The sequence below is a fragment of the Bacteroides sp. Marseille-P8574 genome (assembly GCF_902825465.1).
In the GTDB taxonomy this organism is placed as follows: Bacteria; Bacteroidota; Bacteroidia; order Bacteroidales; family Bacteroidaceae; genus Bacteroides; species Bacteroides uniformis.
Genome location: NZ_CADEBE010000002.1, coordinates 1,807,510 through 1,828,464, shown reverse-complemented (window position 1 = coordinate 1,828,464; position 20,955 = coordinate 1,807,510). Strand labels below are relative to the sequence as shown.

17 protein-coding genes are annotated in these 20,955 nt (G+C 44.3%); 13 read left to right on the top strand and 4 right to left on the bottom strand.

The window, feature by feature from the left end; all coding sequences use genetic code 11:
- The first annotated feature begins 121 nt into the window (after positions 1-121).
- From HUX74_RS20255 to HUX74_RS20220, 8 genes are all read left to right on the top strand, one after another.
- Positions 122-1,480 carry a sigma-54 dependent transcriptional regulator gene (locus HUX74_RS20255; protein WP_174647308.1) on the top strand — a complete coding sequence of 453 codons (1,359 nt, stop codon included), beginning with the start codon at positions 122-124 and terminating at the stop codon, positions 1,478-1,480.
- Between the two features lie 385 nt (positions 1,481-1,865).
- Positions 1,866-1,946, top strand: coding sequence for a K(+)-transporting ATPase subunit F (kdpF, locus tag HUX74_RS21130; RefSeq protein ID WP_055305132.1), 81 nt, complete (start codon positions 1,866-1,868; stop codon positions 1,944-1,946).
- Positions 1,947-1,964: 18 nt separating this feature from the next.
- Entirely contained in the window at positions 1,965-3,671 is a 1,707-nt protein-coding gene (kdpA, locus tag HUX74_RS20245) for a potassium-transporting ATPase subunit KdpA (RefSeq protein ID WP_174647364.1), read from the top strand.
- Between the two features lie 30 nt (positions 3,672-3,701).
- Positions 3,702-5,762: a potassium-transporting ATPase subunit KdpB gene (kdpB, locus tag HUX74_RS20240; protein WP_174647307.1), complete on the top strand. Its 2,061-nt coding sequence runs from the start codon at positions 3,702-3,704 to the stop codon at positions 5,760-5,762.
- Between the two features lies 1 nt (position 5,763).
- Positions 5,764-6,336 (top strand): K(+)-transporting ATPase subunit C, encoded by a 573-nt coding sequence (locus tag HUX74_RS20235; protein ID WP_174647306.1) that lies wholly within the window; start codon positions 5,764-5,766, stop codon positions 6,334-6,336.
- Between the two features lie 147 nt (positions 6,337-6,483).
- A complete protein-coding gene (locus HUX74_RS20230) occupies positions 6,484-7,239 on the top strand; it encodes a hypothetical protein (protein ID WP_119961441.1) in 756 nt (251 codons plus the stop codon).
- Positions 7,240-7,350: 111 nt separating this feature from the next.
- Positions 7,351-8,472 (top strand): sensor protein KdpD, encoded by a 1,122-nt coding sequence (locus tag HUX74_RS20225; protein WP_119961442.1) that lies wholly within the window; start codon positions 7,351-7,353, stop codon positions 8,470-8,472.
- Between the two features lie 20 nt (positions 8,473-8,492).
- On the top strand, positions 8,493-9,932 hold the full coding sequence (locus tag HUX74_RS20220) for a PAS domain-containing sensor histidine kinase (RefSeq protein WP_117601302.1): 1,440 nt from the start codon (positions 8,493-8,495) through the stop codon (positions 9,930-9,932).
- A gap of 6 nt (positions 9,933-9,938) precedes the next feature.
- On the opposite strand, the gene HUX74_RS20215 is transcribed toward HUX74_RS20220, so the two are convergent.
- From HUX74_RS20215 to HUX74_RS20200, 4 genes are all read right to left on the bottom strand, one after another.
- Entirely contained in the window at positions 9,939-10,805 is an 867-nt protein-coding gene (locus HUX74_RS20215) for an AraC family transcriptional regulator (RefSeq protein ID WP_119961443.1), read from the bottom strand.
- A gap of 37 nt (positions 10,806-10,842) precedes the next feature.
- Complete coding sequence (locus tag HUX74_RS20210; protein ID WP_117601301.1) at positions 10,843-12,483, bottom strand: MFS transporter; 1,641 nt, start codon at positions 12,481-12,483, stop codon at positions 10,843-10,845.
- A 106-nt stretch (positions 12,484-12,589) separates the two neighbouring features.
- Positions 12,590-13,687 carry an HlyD family secretion protein gene (locus HUX74_RS20205; protein ID WP_035449880.1) on the bottom strand — a complete coding sequence of 366 codons (1,098 nt, stop codon included), beginning with the start codon at positions 13,685-13,687 and terminating at the stop codon, positions 12,590-12,592.
- A 74-nt stretch (positions 13,688-13,761) separates the two neighbouring features.
- Positions 13,762-15,096, bottom strand: a complete 1,335-nt coding sequence (locus tag HUX74_RS20200) for a TolC family protein (protein WP_138344607.1) — start codon at positions 15,094-15,096, stop codon at positions 13,762-13,764.
- Between the two features lie 428 nt (positions 15,097-15,524).
- Between HUX74_RS20200 and HUX74_RS20195 the strand changes: the two genes are divergently transcribed.
- From HUX74_RS20195 to HUX74_RS20175, 5 genes are all read left to right on the top strand, one after another.
- On the top strand, positions 15,525-16,973 hold the full coding sequence (locus tag HUX74_RS20195; RefSeq protein ID WP_073350139.1) for a tyrosine-type recombinase/integrase: 1,449 nt from the start codon (positions 15,525-15,527) through the stop codon (positions 16,971-16,973).
- A gap of 111 nt (positions 16,974-17,084) precedes the next feature.
- Complete coding sequence (locus HUX74_RS20190) at positions 17,085-18,068, top strand: hypothetical protein (protein ID WP_073350138.1); 984 nt, start codon at positions 17,085-17,087, stop codon at positions 18,066-18,068.
- Between the two features lie 246 nt (positions 18,069-18,314).
- On the top strand, positions 18,315-18,632 hold the full coding sequence (locus HUX74_RS20185; protein WP_033887025.1) for a DUF3853 family protein: 318 nt from the start codon (positions 18,315-18,317) through the stop codon (positions 18,630-18,632).
- Between the two features lie 115 nt (positions 18,633-18,747).
- Positions 18,748-19,188 (top strand): hypothetical protein, encoded by a 441-nt coding sequence (locus tag HUX74_RS20180; protein WP_025076071.1) that lies wholly within the window; start codon positions 18,748-18,750, stop codon positions 19,186-19,188.
- Positions 19,181-20,878, top strand: a complete 1,698-nt coding sequence (locus HUX74_RS20175) for a DUF3987 domain-containing protein (RefSeq protein ID WP_174647305.1) — start codon at positions 19,181-19,183, stop codon at positions 20,876-20,878. Before HUX74_RS20180 ends, HUX74_RS20175 begins: the two co-directional genes overlap by 8 nt.
- Positions 20,879-20,955 lie beyond the last annotated feature (77 nt).

The following is a 20,955-nucleotide window of genomic DNA, read 5'->3' as shown; positions in this document are numbered from 1 at the left end:
GCAGGCTCTTGGCTTTTCATTTATAAAAGTTCAAAAGATGTACCGTCGATATTCGGGAAAAGCCTTATATTTGCACACCCCTGTTTTTACCGTTATCAGTTTAAAAACTTATCGAATAGATATGAGTAAGATTCTAATCATTGATGATGAAGTACAAATCCGTACTCTTCTGACGCGTATGATGGAGTTGGAGGGGTATGATGTCTGTCAGGCCGGTGATTGTAGGGCTGCCCTGAAACAACTGGAACTCCAAAATCCTGATGTTGCTTTGTGCGATGTATTTCTGCCCGATGGAAATGGGGTGGACTTGGTGTTGGCTATCAAGAAGGTAGCACCCAATGTGGAAGTCATTCTGCTGACAGCGCATGGCAATATCCCCGATGGAGTACAAGCCATCAAGAACGGTGCTTTCGACTATATCACCAAGGGAGACGATAATAACAAGATTATTCCTCTGATAAGCCGTGCCGTAGAGAAAGCGCGTATGAATGTACGGTTGGAAAAACTGGAGAAGAAGGTGGGGCAGACGTACTCTTTTGATTCTATCCTGGGAGAATCCAAAGTTCTGAAGGATGCCGTTTCATTAGCTCAGAAGGTGTCGAGAACTGATGTTCCTGTACTGTTGACTGGAGAAACGGGCACGGGTAAGGAGGTATTTGCCCAGGCCATCCATTACAGTAGTAAGCGTGCACGGCAGAATTTTGTAGCGGTTAACTGTTCTTCGTTCAGCAAGGAGTTGCTGGAAAGTGAAATGTTCGGTCATAAAGCCGGTTCGTTTACCGGTGCATTGAAGGATAAGAAGGGACTGTTCGAGGAAGCGAACAATGGGACTATTTTTTTGGATGAAATCGGTGAGATGGCGTTTGAACTGCAAGCCAAGTTGTTGCGTATTCTTGAAACCGGTGAGTATATTAAGATAGGTGATACGAAACCTACCCGTGTCAATGTCCGCATCATTGCCGCTACGAACCGCAACTTGTCCCAGGAAATTGTTGCCGGACGTTTCCGTGAGGATTTGTTTTATAGATTAAGCGTATTTCAGATACATCTGCCGCCATTGCGCGAACGTGCAGGTGATATCCGGCTGTTGGCGAAGGCCTTTATAAAGAGTTTTGCTGAACAGCTGGCGCGTCCGGTGGTTGAAATAGCTCCCGCATTTCTTGAAGCATTGGACTCCCAACCGTGGAAGGGAAATATCCGTGAATTACGTAATGTGATAGAACGTAGTATGATTGTTTGCGAGAGCGGACATCTGGACATTGCTGATTTGCCGTTTGATATTCAGAATGCCCATTATGAACACTCCAATGATTCAAGTCCCGGCAGTTTTGAACTTTCAGCTATGGAACGCCGGCATATTGCCCGTGTACTGGAGTATACAAAGGGGAATAAGACAGAAGCAGCCCGGTTATTGAAAATAGGTTTGACGACGTTGTATCGGAAGATTGAGGAATACAAGATCTCAGAACGCCTTCTATAATAGGGGGCTCAGTATACGACTGAGGTACCTTCGATATAGGACTGTGGCAAGATTATTTTTGAAACAGTCTTAGAAGCAGAAAGTGCCTATGGACTAAAACATATCAAAACAGGTTGCACCTTTTCAAAATGAAAAGGTGCAACCTGTTTCTTTTTATACTTATGTAGTTTGTATTTTATTGATAATTAATGATGTATGTCATGCGCGCTCTTTTTGGCACATATTTGGCATATTCCCGGCAGACAAAAATATGTAGTAACATTTTAAAAGGTAAAAACATGGGAATAACAGTATCATTTATTTTTTGCCTATTGAGCGGCTTGTTCGCCTTTTGGCTTTTCTGGAAATGTGTAGATTGGTTTGAGAAGATTTAAAAGAGAGAATTATGTACACAGCTTTATTTGTATTAGGTATTGTAATGTTCGGGTATCTGACTTATGTGCTGATAAGACCCGAAAAGTTTTAATGAATGGAGAGTGGAGAAATGAACACTGAAATTTTAGGTGTAGCCTTGCAGATTGTTCTGCTGATTGTGATATCCTATCCTCTGGGAAAGTATATTGCCAAGGTTTACAAAGGCGAAAAGACATGGTCGGATTTCATGAAGCCGGTCGAGAGATTGATTTATAAAGTGGCCGGAGTCAATCCGGAGGAAGAGATGAACTGGAAACAGTTCTTGAAAGCCCTGCTGATTCTGAATGCCTTTTGGTTTGTATGGGGCATGGTGCTACTCTGTACACAGCAGTGGTTGCCGTTAAATCCGGATGGAAACGCTAACCAGACACCAGATCTGGCATTCAATACATGTATCAGTTTTATGGTGAACTGTAATTTGCAGCATTATTCCGGTGAAAGCGGACTGACATATTTTACACAGTTGTTCGTTATTATGTTGTTCCAATTCATTACCGCCGCTACCGGTATGGCAGCTATGGCAGGTATCATGAAGGGTATGGCTGCTAAATCGACGAAGACTATCGGTAACTTTTGGAAGTTCTTGGTTTTGAGCTGTACACGTGTATTATTACCGCTTTCGTTGATTGTGGGCTTCATCCTCATTCTACAAGGTACTCCGATGGGATTTGATGGTAAGCTGGAAGTTCAGACGATGGAAGGACAAACCCAGTTGGTTTCACAAGGTCCTACGGCAGCGATTGTTCCTATCAAGCAATTGGGTACGAACGGTGGCGGTTACTTTGGATGTAACTCTTCACATCCGTTGGAAAATCCTACTTACCTGACGGACATTGCAGAATGCTGGTCTATCCTGATTATCCCTATGGCAATGGTCCTTGCACTTGGTTTTTACACCAGACGCAGAAAGATGGCCTACTCTATCTACGGCGTAATGCTTTTTGCTTTTCTTGTCGGTGTTTGCATCAACGTTTCGCAGGAGATGGGAGGTAATCCGCGCATTGATGAGATGGGAATTGCCCAAGACAATGGAGCAATGGAAGGTAAGGAAGTCCGTTTAGGGTCTGCTGCTACTGCTCTTTGGAGTATTGTGACTACAGTTACTTCCAATGGCTCTGTAAATGGTATGCATGATTCAACGATGCCTCTTTCCGGTATGATGGAAATGCTGAACATGCAGATTAATACGTGGTTTGGAGGTGTGGGTGTAGGTTTCATGAACTATTATACATTCATCATTATCGCCGTATTCATCAGTGGACTGATGGTGGGACGTACTCCGGAATTCCTCGGTAAGAAGGTAGAGGCGCGTGAAATGAAGATTGCTACCATTGTGGCACTGCTTCATCCGCTTATCATCTTGGGCGGTGTGGCACTTTCTTGCTTTTTGTTCGCTCATTATCCTGAATTTGTGGCAGGTGAAGGCGGCTGGTTGAATAATCCCAGTTTCCACGGACTAAGTGAGCAGCTTTATGAATATACTTCGGCTGCGGCCAATAATGGTTCTGGCTTCGAAGGATTGGGCGACAATACTTACTTCTGGAACTATACTACCGGCTGGACGCTGATTTTAGGACGTTTCTTGCCTATCGTAGGTCAGGTAGCCATTGCTGGTCTGTTGGCCGGAAAGAAATATGTTCCGGAGAGTGCCGGTACGCTGAAGACGGATACAGTAACTTTCGGTGTGATGACTTTTGCCGTTATCTTTATTGTGGCTGCCTTGTCATTCTTCCCGGCACATGTATTGAGTACGATTGCTGAACATTTCAGTTTGTAATAGTAGTTTGTAAAAAGTAATTTCATAGGTATGAAAGATAATAAATCAGCTTCTCTGTTTCAGAAGGAGCAAGTAATGGAAAGTTTGAAGCAATCATTCGTGAAGCTGAATCCACGGGTGATGATAAAGAATCCGATTATGTTTACGGTGGAAGTCGTAACGGTTGTCATGCTGATTGTCTGTTTCCTTTCATTAGGTACTTCGGAATATGGAGCGTTCGGATATAATTTCTTGGTATTCATCATCTTGTTTGTGACGTTGCTGTTTGCTAATTTTGCTGAAGCCATTGCTGAAGCGCGTGGTAAGGCCCAAGCTGACAGCTTGCGTAAAACCCGTGAAGAGACTCCGGCTAAAGTGCTCGTTGACGGTAAGATCCATACCGTTAGCAGTTCACGTTTGAAGAAAGGCGACTATTTTATTTGTGAAGCGGGAGATACGATTCCTGCTGACGGTGAGATTGTGGAAGGTTTGGCTTCCATTGATGAAAGTGCCATTACCGGTGAATCTGCTCCGGTAATCCGTGAGGCCGGTGGTGACAAGAGTTCCGTAACTGGTGGTACAAAAGTTCTTTCTGATAAAATCAAGGTACTGGTGACGCAGCAACCGGGTGAGAGCTTTCTTGACAAGATGATTGCTTTGGTAGAAGGCGCTACTCGCCAGAAGACTCCGAACGAGATAGCATTGACTATTCTTCTGGCCGGTTTCACCTTGGTATTCGTCATTGTATGTGTGACGTTGATTCCTATGGCCGACTATACGAATATCGACCATCCGGGAACTTATATCTCCATTGCAGCCATCATTTCTTTGTTTGTCTGCTTGATACCGACTACTATCGGCGGACTGCTTTCTGCCATCGGTATTGCGGGGATGGACCGTGCTTTGCGCGCTAATGTAATCACAAAATCCGGTAAGGCAGTAGAAACAGCCGGTGATATCGATACCTTGTTGCTTGACAAGACCGGTACCATTACAATCGGTAACCGTAAAGCCACCAAGTTTCATCCGGCTTCGGGTGTTGACGAGAATTTGTTCGTAGAGGCTTGCTTGTTGTCCTCACTTTCTGACGAGACTCCGGAGGGTAAGTCCATCATTGAACTGGGACGTGAAAACGGTCATCGTATGCGTGATTTGAATACTACCGGTGCTCATATGATTAAGTTTACAGCCGAAACAAAATGTTCGGGTGTGGATTTGCAGGATGGTACTCAGATACGTAAAGGTGCATTCGACGCTATTCGCAAGATTGTGGAAAATGCCGGAAACAAGTTCCCGAAAGAGATTGAAGAGGTGATTGCTGTAATTACCAGCAACGGTGGAACTCCGCTGGTGGTATGTGTCAATCAGAAGGTTACCGGGGTAATTGAGTTGCAGGATATTATCAAACCGGGTATTCAGGAACGTTTTGAGCGTCTTCGCAAGATGGGTGTGAAAACTGTGATGGTGACCGGTGACAACCCTTTGACAGCCAAATACATCGCAGAGAAAGCTGGAGTGGATGATTTCATTGCTGAAGCCAAGCCGGAAGACAAGATGGAATATATTAAAAAAGAACAGCAGGCCGGTAAGCTGGTGGCTATGATGGGTGACGGTACAAACGACGCTCCCGCCCTTGCACAAGCTAATGTGGGGGTGGCGATGAACAGCGGTACGCAGGCAGCCAAAGAAGCCGGTAATATGGTGGACCTTGACAACGACCCGACGAAGCTGATTGAAATTGTGGAGATTGGCAAACAGTTGTTGATGACACGCGGTACGTTGACTACCTTCTCCATTGCGAACGACGTTGCCAAGTACTTTGCCATTATCCCTGCTTTGTTTATGGTAGCCATCCCTCAGTTGGCTCCTCTGAACATTATGGGACTGCATAGCCCTGAAACGGCTATTCTCTCGGCTGTCATATTCAACGCTATCATCATTCCTATCTTGATTCCGTTGGCTTTGAAAGGTGTTCAGTATAAGCCGATCGGTGCCAGTGCGCTACTTCGTCGCAATCTGTTGATTTATGGTGTGGGTGGCGTCATTGCTCCGTTTGTCGGCATCAAACTGATAGATATGATAGTTAGTCTGTTTTTTTTAAAACTTGGATAAAATGAAAACTCTTTGGAAATCATTTAAAATAACAATTGCATTTTGCATATTTTTCTCTCTGTTCTATATCCTTGTCTTGTGGATATTTGCACAGTTCGCCGGTCCCAACAAGGGAAATGCAGAGGTGGCAACCCTCAATGGTAAAGTGGTAGGTGCTGCCAATGTAGGCCAGATGTTTACGCAAGATATTTATTTCTGGGGACGCCCATCTGCGGGTGATTATACAGCCGATGCTTCAGGTGGTAGTAACAAAGGTCCTACGAACGATGAATACCTGGCAGAAGTGGAAGCCCGTATTGATACTTTTCTGGTAGATCATCCTTATCTGAGCCGCAAGGATGTGCCTGCTGAAATGGTAACCGCCAGTGGTTCCGGTCTAGACCCACATATCACACCTGCTTGTGCTTATGTACAAGTGAAGCGTGTGGCTCAGGCACGTGGCATGAACGAGGCTGAAGTGAAAGCCATTGTAGACAAGAACATCAGCAAACCCTTTTTGGGGGTGTTTGGTACGGAAACTGTCAATGTGCTGGAACTGAACATTGCATTAGAAGAAGTCGATCAGAACAAATAATTTTTTTAGTTGTGTTTGTCATGTGTTATGGGCAGGAACGGAAGTGTTTCAGTTCAGGCAGCGAAAGACTGTCATATTACAGGGGGAACCAAAACTTCCTTCCTGCCTTTCAACGATTGATTAGTAACGGTAAATAAATGGTTGGATATGAAAAGTTTAAAAATATCAATTCTAGTTTTTGCGAGTATGGTGGCTGCTTGTTTTATGGGAACCGGCAAAGTGCAAGCTCAGGAATTTACAATACAAGGTGATTTAGTCAGTTCTTATGTTTGGCGCGGCTTTTACCAGACGGGAGTAAGTTTTCAGCCTACTTTGGGTTTTGGGGTCGGTGATTTTTCTTTGACAGCATGGGGCTCTACCGATTTTGACGGAGCTTCTTCAGGAGAAGGGGCTGCGGCTAAGGAGATTGATTTGACCGCTGCCTATGTTTTTGGAGAATCAGGTCTGACTTTTTCTGTTGCCAGCTTGTGGTGGGGCGGACAAGGAGCAAGAAAGTATTTCAATTTTAAGAGCCACGAAACGGCGCATCACTTTGAAGCAGGATTAGCCTATACATTGCCGGTTGAAAAGTTTCCTTTGTCAATCGCTTGGTACACTATGTTTGCCGGAGCTGACAAAGATGACAAAGGCAGGCAGAATTATTCTTCGTATGTTGAACTCAACTATCCGTTCAGTGTCAAGTCTGTAGATTTGAACCTTACTTGCGGATTTCTGCCTTATGAAGCTGGGGTAGGAGTATATGGTGTTCCTAACAGTGGATTTGCTGTAACCAATGTGGCACTGAAAGGTATTACGGAAGTCAAGATTACTGACAGTTTCTCAATACCTGTATTTGCACAAGCCATTTGGAATCCTCGTATGGAAGATGCACATCTGGTATTCGGCGTTACTTTAAGGCCATGATTTATTTAGATATAACTTTAGAACTCATGAATTAGTGTTGGATGCCCGTGGCGGTCGTGATGATCGTTGCGGGTTATATGGTATATATAAAACAAGCAAGAAACAGAAGAAATGAGTAGGGAAGAAAGCGTACAACATTTTCTTGATTTGATTAAAAAGTCGCGGCGTGGCAAGTTCAAGGTCTACATCGGCATGATTGCCGGTGTAGGTAAATCTTATCGTATGCTTCAGGAAGCACACGAGTTACTTGACAACGGAGTAGATGTGAAGATAGGCTATATAGAGACACATGGGCGTGCCGGTACGGATGCCATGTTGGAAGGATTACCCGTTGTTCCTCGTCGTAAGATATTCTATAAAGGGAAAGAACTGGAAGAAATGGATTTGGATGCCATTATCCAGATACACCCTGAGATAGTAGTGGTGGATGAACTGGCACATACCAATGTGGAAGGTAGTCGGAATGAGAAACGCTGGCAGGATGTGATGGATTTGCTTGATGAGGGTATCAATGTGATTTCCGCCGTTAACATCCAGCACATTGAGAGTGTCAATGAAGAAGTGCAGGGCATTTCGGGTATTGAGGTGAAGGAACGTATTCCCGATAGCGTTTTGCAAGAGGCAGATGAGGTGGTGAATATTGACTTGACTGCGGAAGAATTGATAGCCCGTTTGAAAGCTGGAAAAATTTACAAACCGGAAAAGGTCCCTACTGCCTTGAACAATTTCTTCAAAACGGAAAATATTCTCCAATTACGTGAACTGGCTTTGAAAGAGGTGGCTTTGCGGGTGGAAAAGAAAGTGGAGAATGAGGTGGTTACCAGTGTGGGAGTCCGTCATGAGAAGTTTCTGGCATGTATCAGCAGCAACGAGAAAACACCACGACGCATCATTCGTAAAGCTGCACGTCTGGCAACCCGCTACAATACTTCGTTTGTCGCCCTTTATGTACAGACTCCCAGAGAAAGTACTGACCGTATCGGTCTGGCAAATCAAAGGTATTTGTTGAACCACTTCAAATTGGTGACTGAACTGGGGGGGGAGGTTGTTCAGGTACAATCGTCGGATGTGTTGGGAAGCATTGTGGATACTTGTAGGGAGAAACAGATAACAACTGTCTGCATGGGAAGTCCGTCACTTTCTTTTCCGAAATCATTGTTTATGATATTGAAATACCGAAAATTTGTGCGTGATTTGGCACAAGTAAACATAGATTTGATTATACTTGCATAATATTAATTCTTAGGAACATTATGAATATTCGTACAAAATTGATACTCAGCGTAGGGGTGTTGGCTGGAATGATTATTTTGCTGGTTGCTCTTTCTGTGGTGAATCTACAGATACTGACGGCTACGGAGCCGGATAGTCCTGCTGCTGTACCGGGATTGCAACGTGCATTGCTCTGGATTTCTGTGATAGGTGGGGTGTGTATTTTTGCCAGTATCATATTATTGGTATGGCTTCCCCGTTCCATCAGCAAACCTATTCAAGAACTGACACGTGGGATTCTTGAAATAGCGAACCATAATTATGAGAAACGTCTGGATATGAGTGGACACGAAGAGTTTCGTGAAGTGGCTGATGGTTTTAATCGGATGGCGGAACGACTGACGGAGTATCGCGCCAGTACGCTGAACGACATACTTTCTGCTAAGAAATTTCTAGAAGCTATTGTGAATAGTATTGATGAACCTATTATTGGCTTGAACCGTAATAGGGAAATTCTCTTTATCAATAATGAGGCTTTAACTGTGCTGAATTTGAAACGGGAGGAAGTAATTCGCCGTTCGGCTGAGGAGCTTTCTTTGAAGAATGATTTGCTTCGCCGTTTAGTTCGTGAATTGGTAACTCCGGGTGAAAAGAAAGAACCGTTGAAAATTTATGCAGACAATAAGGAGAGTTATTTTAAAGCTTCTTACATTACCATTATAAATACAGAGGCTGATGATGACGAACCTCATAATCTTGGCGATGTGATTTTACTGAAAAATATTACAGAATTCAAAGAATTGGACAGTGCCAAGACTACTTTTATCTCGACTATTTCTCATGAACTGAAAACGCCTATATCCGCTATTCTGATGAGTCTGCAGTTGTTGGAGGACAAACGGGTAGGGGTGTTGAACGACGAACAGGAGCAATTGTCGAACAGCATCAAGGAAAATGCTGATCGCCTTCTTGGGATTACCGGGGAATTATTGAACATGACGCAGGTGGAAGCCGGTAAATTGCAGATGATGCCTAAGATAACGAAGCCCATTGAACTGATAGAGTATGCTATCAAGGCCAATCAGGTACAAGCTGATAAATTCGGCATTCAGATAGAAGTGGAGTATCCGGAAGAAAAAATGCCTAAATTGTTTGTCGACAGCGAAAAGATTGCTTGGGTGCTCACCAATTTATTGAGCAATGCTATCCGCTATTCCAAAGAGAACGGGAGGGTGGTTATCGGCGCTAGGCATGACGGGGACTTTGTAGAAATGTATGTGCAGGACTTTGGAAAAGGTATCGACCCGCGTTATCATCAGAGCATTTTTGACCGTTATTTCCGAGTGCCGGGCACTAAAGTGCAAGGTAGTGGTTTAGGTCTTTCCATTTCGAAAGACTTTGTGGAAGCTCATGGCGGTACATTGGCTGTCCAGAGTGAGCTGGGTAAGGGGAGTCGCTTCGTTATCCGGTTGAAAGCGTAACGTTTTCTATTTTTTACGGTACTGTTGCGGAGACATGCCGGTTTGTTTCTTGAAGAATGTTCCAAAATAAGAAGCATTGGGAAAATTGAAGAAGTCGGCGATTTCCTGGATGTTTTTCTGGGTGTTCTTGAGTAGTGAGATGCTTTTGCGGATGATGGATTTAAATATCAGTTCCTGCACCGTGAATCCGCAGACGGACTTGGATAGTGCAGAGAGGTATTTGGGTGATAAGCAGAGTTTGTCTGCATAAAACTCTACGCCGCGTTCTTCCGTGTAGTGTGCATCTATCAGCTGAATCAGCCGGATAAAGATTTCATGTTTGTGACCAACCGTTGTTTTTAGGTTCATCAGTTTACGGTTGTAAATGGAACAGATGCGGTATGTAAGTCCCAGTAGAAGCAGTCTTTGTTCGTAATCATTAAAGGTGTTGTTGTCTAAGTGCAGGGTATTGTCCAATAGGGACATGTATTTCAAAACTTCTTCTTCATCTCCGGTGTTCCATACGTAGCATGGTTCAGTCCGGAGCTGCATGTATAGGTACATGGCTGCCACTGAATTGCCTATGATGTCCCGTATCGGTTCTATCTGGTAAATGAATATGAATAGTTGCAGGTCTTCCGATTCGCTCAACACTTGGAAGAGAGAATCTTCCGGGATGAAAACTGTTTCGCCAGCTTGGGCCGAGAATGCTTTCATGTTAAGTGAAAAGGTGAAGTTGCCTTGGCGGCAGACAATCAGTCCTGCTCCATTAATCATAAAAGGTTTTTTTAGGGAGGCAGGAAAGGAGCAGAGCATACCTTCTGAACTACAAATGTTTTCTCCGTTTGACAATGCACGGTCTAAGTGGGATAAACGTTCTTGTTGGGTATCCATAACAGACAAAATTACAGGTTATACTGAAAATTGTCTGCTAAGTTAGTAATTTTCGTTTAGGATACCGCACGACAAGCACAAATATCATGCAAAACAAGCAGGCGTAGAGTGTCCATCCTGCCATTTCCTTTACAGCAGAGAGGGTGGCCTGCACTTGGATGCGTCCTTTGGTGGATATGGCAGCCATGCTGATTGCTTCTTGTTTGCTCTTTCCCTGATATTGCATACCTTGTACGGTCTGGGTAAACGAGGTGGATGCTTCGGGGTGCAGCATGTCTACATTCTGTGCATAGCGGGTGACGTAGTGCTGTTGGCGTTCTTGCAGTACATTCGTATAGAGTGCGGCTCCGATGCTGGGAGCCAATACCATGCGTACGGTAAGCATGGTACATATCCAAGAAGAAAGATATTTGTAAGGCATGCGTTGGGTGGCGTAGGTTGGAATCAGCGAATAGAGGAACATCATACCGGTAGAACGGATGATGACCGGATACTTCATCCGTTCGTACAGTCCTGCACCTTGTACCTCGAAATACATGAACATGGCGGAAAGCCCCAATAGAAGGAAACCGGCGGCAAAGAGATATTTGAAGTGTACGCCTTTTACGCTGAGCCAGATAGTGGCTATACCGCCGATGAGGTAGCCCAGCATGGACCAGTTGCCCAGGGTGGCATTCTGGAAGTTGTCCAGTTTCATACCTATGCCCGTGAATACATTGACAAACATGGCGCTGGAATTCAGTACCATTAACAGAAAATAGAATAGGAAACCCATACGGATGGTACGCAGTTTGAATACATCGAGCTGATAGTAAGGATTGCGCTGGGTAGACTCGATATAGAGAAATATGCCGCCAGCAATGATGGCGCAGACTGTGGCCCATTGTATGGTTGGGTCATCGTACCAGTCGAGCACTTTGCCATAAGTAAGCACGTAGGTAATGCAGGTCAGTGTGATGCAGAAGATGGAGGCATTGCCGAACTGCTTGAAGTTGATGGGGAAACGGCGGGTGGTATATTTATGATAAGGCATAGTAATGAAGGTGATGAGGATGCAAAGTAATAGTAGCCCCATCATAAAGTAGTGTATGTACTGCCATTCATATTCAAAAGCGAGCCAGGCGGTGAGCGAGGTTCCCAATTGCCCCAGTACCATGAAGAATAGGTAGATGGCGGGTTGTGCCGCACTCCGTTCGATGTCCAGCTTGTCCCAGCCTTCGTCAGTTGTGGGCTCGTTGCCGGGTGTAATTTTGTCGTACGCCTCGATATGCCCTGCATACTTTATGAGGGTGAAGAGGTTGACCATCATCAGCACCATTCGTAGGAATCCCATAAAGATGCTGCATAGTGCCAGCAGGAAAACGCTGTCTGTCTTGGCACAGATATAGCTGAAGATGTACATCAGGGAGAATCCTGCCAGGCACATCATTTTCTGCCGGCGTATGACTACCAGCCTATACAGAAAAGGGCAGAATGCTGCCATGCCAATGGAAGTGGCGAAGTTGGCAAACTGGATATGCTCGGAAATGATGCCGAGTTCGCTCATCATTTCGGTGCTTGCCACCGAGTAGGTACCGCCCACAGTCAGTATCGGCAAAAAGAATACGAATAGGATGATGATACCTACCGGTTTGGGTACCCAGTTGTAGAAAGGATAGTTCTTGGGGTATGAGGGCATGGGGATAAGGGTTAAGGGGTTAGGGATTAAGGGTTAAAGATTAAGGATTAGGGGGTAAGGATTAAGGAGTTGGTTGCCTTAATCCCTAACCTCTAATCCTTAATCCCTATTTTTTTGTTTTCGCTTTGACTATTACCATCATACCGGCGGCAAGGCTACTGTTGTCTTCTTTAGACAAATCGGTAAAGTCGATGCGGACTGGGATGCGTTGTTGTATCTTCACGAAGTTACCGGCAGAATTATCCGTGGGCACTAGGGAATACTTGGAACCAGTGGCTCCGGAGATGGCAGTGATTTTCCCTTTGAACTCTTTGCCGCTGATGGCATCAACGGTAATGGCTACTTCTTGTCCCAAGTGCAGATTCTCAATTTGGGTTTCCTTGTAGTTGGCTATAATCCACTTTTGTGTGTCAGGCAGAATGTAGGTGATGGTTTGTCCAGCAGTAATGAATTGTCCTTCTTCAAGAGTACGCCGTCCCAATTTCCCATCACAAGGAGCTACTACTACGGTGTAGGAGAGGTTCAGCCGTGCCATTTCGAGTGCGGCTGTTGCCCGTTGTATGGCAGCTTCTGTATTTTCACGGCGATGTGACACTTCGTTCACACCCGACAAGGCAGCTTTCTGTTGCCGTTTCACAGCTTCCAACTTCTTGTGGGTAGCTGCATATTCGGTTTCTATCTGTTCCAATTGAATGGGGGTGGCAGCGTTTCTCTTCACCAAGTTCTGGTATCGCTGGCGGTCTTTCTCCAGCTTGGTAAGGCGGATTTCTATCTCTGCTATGGAGGCGTCGTAGACAGAGGCTGTAGTTTGCGTGGTTTGTAGTGTAGCACCAATGACTGTGGCGCCGGCTTGTGCATCCTTGAGTGCAGCTTCAGCTTCCATGACTCTGATTTTATATTCCCGGTCGTCCAATATAAGTAAGGTATCTCCTTTGTGTACTTCTTGGTGTTCTGTGAAACAAATTTTCTTGATATATCCTGATGCGCGCAGATTGACGGGAGATATGTATTGTTCAATCTGTGCATCATTACTGGTTTCCGTCCGTTTGTAGTTCAAAAAGAGGCAGGTCACTTGAATTATTCCCCAGATAAGGATAGCTATTCCTAATAGGCTGACAACGATTTGCCAACGGCGAAGCTTCTTCAATTTCCGTGCTTTCTCTTGATGGGTACTTGCGGTGTTATTGTTCTCTTTTGTTTCCATATCTTCTATATTATATTGTTTATTCATTATTATATATATCCGTCCTTGAATACGGACTCTATTCATCTTCCTCTTTAAGGAATTGAGGGGCTCAACGTCTCCAGCTGTCCCGTCAGCTTCAGCAAAGTCAGATTGGTTATCCGGTAATTGTAGTGGGCACTGATATAGTTGTTTTGGGCTTCGCTCATCCGCATTTCGTCCTGCAATACTTCGGTCATTGAGGCGATTCCTTCCCGATAACGGTCCATAGTAACGGTATATACATCTTCAGCAAGTAGATAATTGTCTTTCTGCTTCTTAAAGTTACGCTGACTGTTCATCAGGTCATTGGTAGCATTCAGATATTGTGTCTGAAGATTCTTTCTGGTATTCTCTTGGGCGAGTTTGATGTTCTCTATGTCGATGGTTGCCTTACGCATCTTGTAGCGTTTGTCCAGTCCGTCGAAAATGGGAATGCGTAAGGAGAGGCCCACTCCATAGGAGCGATACCAATGGTTGGAAGGGCCGGAATGGAACCAATGGTAAGCTTTGTCTGTATAGGCGGAAAACATCCAGCTTCCTGTCAGGTTCAAGGAGGGGATGTAACCGTTGCTGATTATTGTTTTCTGCTGTTCAGCAAGTTGTTTTTGTGATTGCAACAGCTGGAGTTCATATAGTGTTTCGGACAGCCCGGTGAGTGCTGCGGGCGTAATCGTTTCTGTATTCACTGGTACCAGTGCTATTCTTTCTTCCGCCGGATAGTCGATAATGTATTTAAGTAGATTCAGCTGCTGTTCCATCATGGCTTGTGCGTTGTCGTGCTGCACCTTGAGGTTCTCCAAGTTGATGTTGACGCGTTTCACATCTACTTCCATAGCCATGCCGTTGTCATAGAAGGCTTGAGTGATATCTCTCAACTCTTCCAGGCGAGTGATGTTGGCTTTTATCAAAATAATCTGTTCAGCTGTAACCTGTCCTAAATAGTACATTTGACTAATTTGGAGGATGAGGTCTTCTCTTGCCTTTCCATAAGAAAGGCGATTCATCTCATCCATGGTTTTGGCTATGGATAGAGTGGTGTAGAGTGTCTGGTTATAAAGTGGTATCTGCAACTGTAATCCAAAGTTGGCGTTGTATTGCAAGGTTTGGGTTACATTGTAGGGATTGCCATATGCTGAACCGTCGGTAACGGAGACGGGTGGATCGATATTGTCGTTATAGTTGGCAAAACCATTGATTTGGGGTAGCAGTTTGGCTCGATTCTCAGAGATGCCGTATTTCCCTTTTTGTATTTCCTTCCGTTTGCTTTGCAAGGACAAGTTGTTTTCGATACCTATTTTGAGGCAGTCCTCCAAGGTTAGGGTATTTTGTGCTCTTGTACCTAGTGCAAGCAGACACAGAAAGGAAAATGTGAACAGTTGTCTTTTCATAATAGTCACTTGATATTTGCACACAAAGTTAGTGGCTTAAAATGCAAGAGGACTATCCATATATCAACTGTTTGTATTCATATTTTCCTTTTTACTATAATTTGAAAACAAACCATAGTAAAAAATGAGTATTAAAAACAAAAAAGACCGCCAAGAGTGGAAGCCTCCTAACAGTCTAAATCTTCTTTGTAGCGGGACCCGGGATTGAACCGGGGACCTCATGATTATGAATCATTTAGGATGATTTTTTATGATTATTCTTGCACTTTATATTTGCTTGTTAATCAAATATTTGCTATTTTTGTGATGCCGTCTGATTGGAATTGATTTTAAAAAAATGGAGCTTTTTGTGTTCCCGTTGTGTTCCCACTTGTGTTCTCGGATGAGTGATTATAGTATTTTGTTTAAATGTATAAAGGAGGAAAACTATGGTTGAAAAAAGTAAAGAGTATATAAGTTGTTTGGCTAATGATAAGGTTGGTATTTGTGTAATAAGTTTGGTCTTGGATAGAAGGCACCTAAAGAGTGATAATAAATACCCTATAGCTTTACGATTTACTATAGATCGGAAAAGGTTGTATTATTCATTAGGGGAAAAATATACAGAAAAAGAATTTGATGCTATTTGTAGAGCAAAGAATACTGGTCGTAGAACCAGTACAAAAAATGAAAGGGAAACGAATTTTGAACGTAAAGTGCAATTAGAACGAACATTCAAATCTTATGTTGATATAGTGCAGGATTTGGATAAAACTGCTAAATTAAGTTTGGCTATGATTATGACCCGATTGACAGGAAAAAATGAAGAAGATTCGTTTCTGCAAATTTGGGATGATATTGTTAGAAATAGATCTGTGGGAACTGCGGACAGTTATGCAACAGCAAAAAAATCATTTATCAAGTATGTTGGTGTAATATCAGGCTTTAATGTATCTAAGACTTTGATTGAAAAATGGATTAAAGGTATGGAAAATGATGGATTTACGAAAACGACTATTGGAATATATCTGAGAGCATGTAGGGTTGTATGGAATGAGTGTACTCAGAGAGGTTTTCTTAGTGGGAAAGAATATCCATTTGGTAAAGATAAAACTTTAATCACTATACCTACAGGTAGTACGCGGAAGAAAGAATATTTGAATGTAGCACAGATGACGGAGTTGTATCAAGTATTTATTAATAAGCAATATCCAGAATCGTGGCAGAAGGTTTATAGAGAAAAGGTACATTTTTCTTTAGGTTTATTTTTGTTACAGTATTTGTGTAATGGCTTTAATTTGGCAGATGCTGCACGGTTGAGATATAATGATTACTATTTTTTTAGCGGTAAAAAGGCGTTTCAATTTATGCGATATAAAACTAAAGATAGAAGTGAAAATAATAGTGAAGTCGTGATTCCAATTATTGAGCCTTTAAAGAATATTTTGTCGGAAATCGCTGCTCCAGAAGAAAAAGGTGCTTTGGTGTTCCCTTCTATATTGAAAGGTGAGACTGATGAAATGGCCATTCGTAAAATGATAGCATTGGAGAACAGCAATATTCAAGACCGTATGAAGAAGTTGGTCGTTTTTTTGGGGTGGGAGATTTTTCCGAGTAGTACATGGTGTAGACACTCTTTTGCTACCAATCTGACTCATGCCGGTGTACCAATAAACTATATCAGTGAGAGTATGGGGCATTCTCATAATGAAAGTGTAACCGCACGCTACATAGATATTTTCCCTCATGAACAGCAGGTGTCATATAATAATAGGTTGTTGGATATTTCGTCTGATGATAGGTCTGACCTGACAGAAATTCTGAAATCCCTTAGTCCAGCAGAATTGAATAGTATTTTGGATGCTGTAAGACATAAAAACTCCTTGAGTAGGCTATAAAATACATGATTGTGGCTATTTTTGACAGTGCGGACGATATGGTGTGATTATATTTTTGCTATATTTGGGGCGTTCTCTAAAAATGGTGATCGTTTTTAAAAATTTAAAGATATGGAAACCGCATTTGGCTATATTGCTTGCAATGCATGTAACTACATGTTATACGCTGCGAGTAGACGGCTTTCTTTGGCTACTGTTACTGCATTAGGGAAAGTAACTGAGAAAGTAACTGACTTCGTTTTTGATGCCGCTGTAAGCACTGCTTTGATTATCACAAGTGTGAGGATACGGAATAAACTGTCCGCTGTGTCTAATTCCAAGACTTCCAAGGCATCCTCTCCGGATGATTCTTCCTGCAAGAGTCGTACATCTGAAGGAAACGGTTGTCATACGAATGTTTATACTACAGTCTATGTAAACCAGATCAATGTGACGAATACCACGAATATTACAATCAATTCCGCTGACAGCCCCCATAAAGAGGACGTGCGTTTTTCCGAAAACAATCATACGGAAACATCCCGTGAGCCTTTGTCAGAGGATACGGTCGCCGCTTCCGGTTCATCTGTCTCTCAAGATTCCGAAACTATGAGTCCCCAGTCATCCGGAAATCCAGCTTCCGGGGGGGCTTTTTCGGGCAAACGACAACCCGTTGAGTCCTCCGTTGCCTTTTCCACTTCCACTTTTTGCCTTTCTCTTGATGAAGGGGTTATCAAGGAATTGTTCGATAAAATGCATGGCAAGTACTTCCATAAAAGGACATCCCTGGAGCAGTTTACCTATGTGTTGACCGGTAAAGGTAAGAAGCCTGAAGGTGTCATATCCATTGAATGGATTGCCTCTCCCAGGAGCTTCTCACTGTTCATCGGCATTGTATGTGCTCCTTACCGTGACAAATGGAAAATATGCAAGGGACTCTTTACCGGGAATATAAACAAGAATCCCTCATGTGACTTCAATAGGATGGTCAGTCATGATTTAGTGAAAAACAACAAGGTATCTTCTACACTAAAAGAGAATGCCCGCTTTATAAGTGAAAAGGATAATGACTTGAAATCCCTTCTTGTGCTTCTTTCCGGATTCCCAACCTTCTGAAACCATCTTTCCATTTTTTCTTTATCCGCCCCTCTTGTCCTTTCCCGGACAAGGGGATTTTTTGTTTTTCTGCAAATTATTCCTGCTATTTTTAAGCTATCTCTCTGCTATATTCCTGCTATTCCAAATATCTCAATTATATCTTTGTAAATAGCTGTAATTCAATTCGTTGTATTTGAATAATCTCTATATTTGCTCCCGCGATTCAAGCTTGATAAGATTTTATTAATTAAAAAAACATATAAAATGAAAAGCGAAAATAATATATCTGATATGCTTAACAAGCCTTTGTTCCAGGCCACAGTTTCCGACCTTGTCGAAGTGTTCAAGCTCTGCGGGTGTACCGGTGAGCATGAGGTGGTATCTTCCGGTGCCCCTTCCGTCAAGAAGAATTATGTATACGGCCTTTCCGGTCTCTCCAAGCTGTTCGGCTGTTCAGTCTCCACTGCCCAGCGTATCAAGAGCAGCGGTATTCTGGACAGTGCCATAGTGCAGCACGGGCGTCTCATCGTGGTTGATGCTGACCTCGCTCTGGAGCTTGTGAAGGCTTATCACCGACAATGACACCTCTCCGTTCTCCGGCTTTCACATGAGGGAAAGCATGCCGGCTATCTTTCTCCAGTGGCGGTCGGGGGATCGAATCTGAGTGTATTATTATAACCAATAAATAATTAATATTATGAACATTAAAAGAATATTCCTAATGGAACTTGGCATGGCTGTCATCGGTCTTGCCGGTATATTGGCCTATAAGAGGTCTGTAAAGAGATACGGTCGGATAGTGGAAACACCTGCCGTAATTGATAAGGTGGGAAATGATGCGGAAGAGCTTGTGCCATCACAGGTTCCCCTCTCTACCAAACGTACCAGGAGCAGAACAAAAGTCACCCGTGGCATGGTGAGAGAATGGTATCTGGCGTCGAAGAAAGGGATGACCCATAGGGAAATCGCTACCATGTATGTCGTCTCATTGGTAACCGTGGACCGTCATCTGGCAGATGTCAACAGAAGGCAGGCCGTCAAAAACGTGAAGTCTCCGGTCTGTCTGACAGTCCCGACAGACGATGCAGTAATTAAACAAGATTTATCAACTTTAAAAAATCACATTGATTATGAGTAGAAATTTTTCAAATGCAAGTGCCCCTTCCACCATTAAAGCGAGAGCGAGTGTAGGACCGGGTGGAGTAAGAGGGAGCTATGAGGGCACCGTTTCATCTTTCTGGAAAATCGGTGGTCCCGTTGTCGGCATCACGGTTGCAGTCGGGCTGTTCGTATTGCCCGAAATCAGGAAGAAGTTGGGAAAGGCCAGGATTGAGAACGAGAAACAGAAAAGCGTAATTAGGAAGGATGAGGCATGCGAGAACAGCAGGATCAAAAAGGACGAGGTTGAACAGCAGTGCGACCTTGACATCCGGAAAGCAAAAGGGCTCAGCCAGGTAAAGATTGACGAGACGCGTGCTCTGTTTGAAATCCGTCGGGAGTTCGGTCCAATGGGGAAAAGTACGGGGCAAGAGCAGAACCCGCACGAAGATGTCAGTCTTGGAGAATGGCTGCAATGGTTCAACCGGGAATTCCCCATGCCGTGCCACTCTGCCATCCCCCACATCAGTACCATTCTTGACGGCTGTCCTGAAGGTTTCAGGCCTGCCATGCTCTTCCATCTGCTCGGTGGCTACGGTGCACTGGCCTTCTCAAATGTACGGGCAAGATATCTGGATGGACGGTATCATTCACCCAGCCTGCAGGTGATTATCGAGGGTGGGCAGGGTTCAGGAAAGAGTGTGTTCAAGGACGTGTATGAGCAGGACCTCTTTCAAAGGGTGGTCATGGACAACAGGCTAAAATCCAGAACCGGCAGGACAGACCGGATTGTCCAGATAGTGGGTACCGACATTTCAAAGGCAAGGCTGATGGAGGTCATCGCCAACAGCCGGGGTCTTTCCCTCTATGCAATGGAAACGGAGATCGACACCATACGGAAATCCGCTTCGAAAGGTGGTGGATTCTCGAGTGACCTGCTACGCAAGGCATTCTCCGGTGAGGCCGTCTCCCTGGACAACAAGCATACCCGTGATGACTGCCGCGGTGATTTTTCTGTCCGTTTGAACTATACCTTCACCGGTACTCCCGGAGCTGTCAGACGCTTCTTTACGGATGAGGACTACGAGAACGGCACCGCCTCCCGTATCTGCTTCTGCGCGATTCCCGAACAGGACCGTTCAGTTCCCGAGTTCGATCTGCCGGAGGGTGAGGAACTTGAGAGAATGCGCGACCAGTTAGGGGAATGGCGGGAGAAATACTGCCTCAGGACTGCGGAGGATGGCACGGACATTCCCGCCGACGAGTATCTTACCGACCTCTCCTATGTACATGGCCCGCTGGGCAACTGGATCGGGGAACAGAAGAAGGCTGATGACAGGATGAGGAGAATGGTCTCCCCCCGCATGGCCACCATTGCCTTCCATGCCGCCATCGTGCTGCACATGCTCGCCGGAGAGCCGGGAGAGGACAATCCGAAGATGCGCAAGGCAGTCTGCAAACTGACCGTATATATTGCCAACCACTGCATGGAACGTTTCCTCCACAAATACTATAAGGGAGCATATCCGGTGATGGAGAAAATGGCCGGCTTACCCCTCAGACGTAAGCTGACGGACGAGGAGATTGAATGCTGGTATCCTCTATGGCATACTCCCGGTGAGGACGGCCAGCCGTTGGGATACGGGAGGATAGCAAAGATGATCGGAGTGGACCGGGACAGCGTAAAAAATGCTTTCAAAAGATATGAGAGAAGAAACGGTTTGAGATGAAACGAACCAAGGAGGGTATACGAAAGGTGCCCTCCTTTTTCTTTTTTCAGGGGGGTAAATATCATTCGCTGGTGGGT

What these genes read in the sequence shown, in the direction of transcription:
- HUX74_RS20255 (WP_174647308.1), top strand. Translation starts at nt 122, where the DNA reads ATGAGTAAGATTCTAATCATTGATGATGAAGTACAAATCCGTACTCTT.
- kdpF (WP_055305132.1), top strand. Translation starts at nt 1,866, where the DNA reads ATGTACACAGCTTTATTTGTATTAGGTATTGTAATGTTCGGGTATCTG.
- kdpA (WP_174647364.1), top strand. Translation starts at nt 1,965, where the DNA reads ATGAACACTGAAATTTTAGGTGTAGCCTTGCAGATTGTTCTGCTGATT.
- kdpB (WP_174647307.1), top strand. Translation starts at nt 3,702, where the DNA reads ATGAAAGATAATAAATCAGCTTCTCTGTTTCAGAAGGAGCAAGTAATG.
- HUX74_RS20235 (WP_174647306.1), top strand. Translation starts at nt 5,764, where the DNA reads ATGAAAACTCTTTGGAAATCATTTAAAATAACAATTGCATTTTGCATA.
- HUX74_RS20230 (WP_119961441.1), top strand. Translation starts at nt 6,484, where the DNA reads ATGAAAAGTTTAAAAATATCAATTCTAGTTTTTGCGAGTATGGTGGCT.
- HUX74_RS20225 (WP_119961442.1), top strand. Translation starts at nt 7,351, where the DNA reads ATGAGTAGGGAAGAAAGCGTACAACATTTTCTTGATTTGATTAAAAAG.
- HUX74_RS20220 (WP_117601302.1), top strand. Translation starts at nt 8,493, where the DNA reads ATGAATATTCGTACAAAATTGATACTCAGCGTAGGGGTGTTGGCTGGA.
- HUX74_RS20215 (WP_119961443.1), bottom strand. Translation starts at nt 10,805, where the DNA reads ATGGATACCCAACAAGAACGTTTATCCCACTTAGACCGTGCATTGTCA.
- HUX74_RS20210 (WP_117601301.1), bottom strand. Translation starts at nt 12,483, where the DNA reads ATGCCCTCATACCCCAAGAACTATCCTTTCTACAACTGGGTACCCAAA.
- HUX74_RS20205 (WP_035449880.1), bottom strand. Translation starts at nt 13,687, where the DNA reads ATGGAAACAAAAGAGAACAATAACACCGCAAGTACCCATCAAGAGAAA.
- HUX74_RS20200 (WP_138344607.1), bottom strand. Translation starts at nt 15,096, where the DNA reads ATGAAAAGACAACTGTTCACATTTTCCTTTCTGTGTCTGCTTGCACTA.
- HUX74_RS20195 (WP_073350139.1), top strand. Translation starts at nt 15,525, where the DNA reads ATGGTTGAAAAAAGTAAAGAGTATATAAGTTGTTTGGCTAATGATAAG.
- HUX74_RS20190 (WP_073350138.1), top strand. Translation starts at nt 17,085, where the DNA reads ATGGAAACCGCATTTGGCTATATTGCTTGCAATGCATGTAACTACATG.
- HUX74_RS20185 (WP_033887025.1), top strand. Translation starts at nt 18,315, where the DNA reads ATGAAAAGCGAAAATAATATATCTGATATGCTTAACAAGCCTTTGTTC.
- HUX74_RS20180 (WP_025076071.1), top strand. Translation starts at nt 18,748, where the DNA reads ATGAACATTAAAAGAATATTCCTAATGGAACTTGGCATGGCTGTCATC.
- HUX74_RS20175 (WP_174647305.1), top strand. Translation starts at nt 19,181, where the DNA reads ATGAGTAGAAATTTTTCAAATGCAAGTGCCCCTTCCACCATTAAAGCG.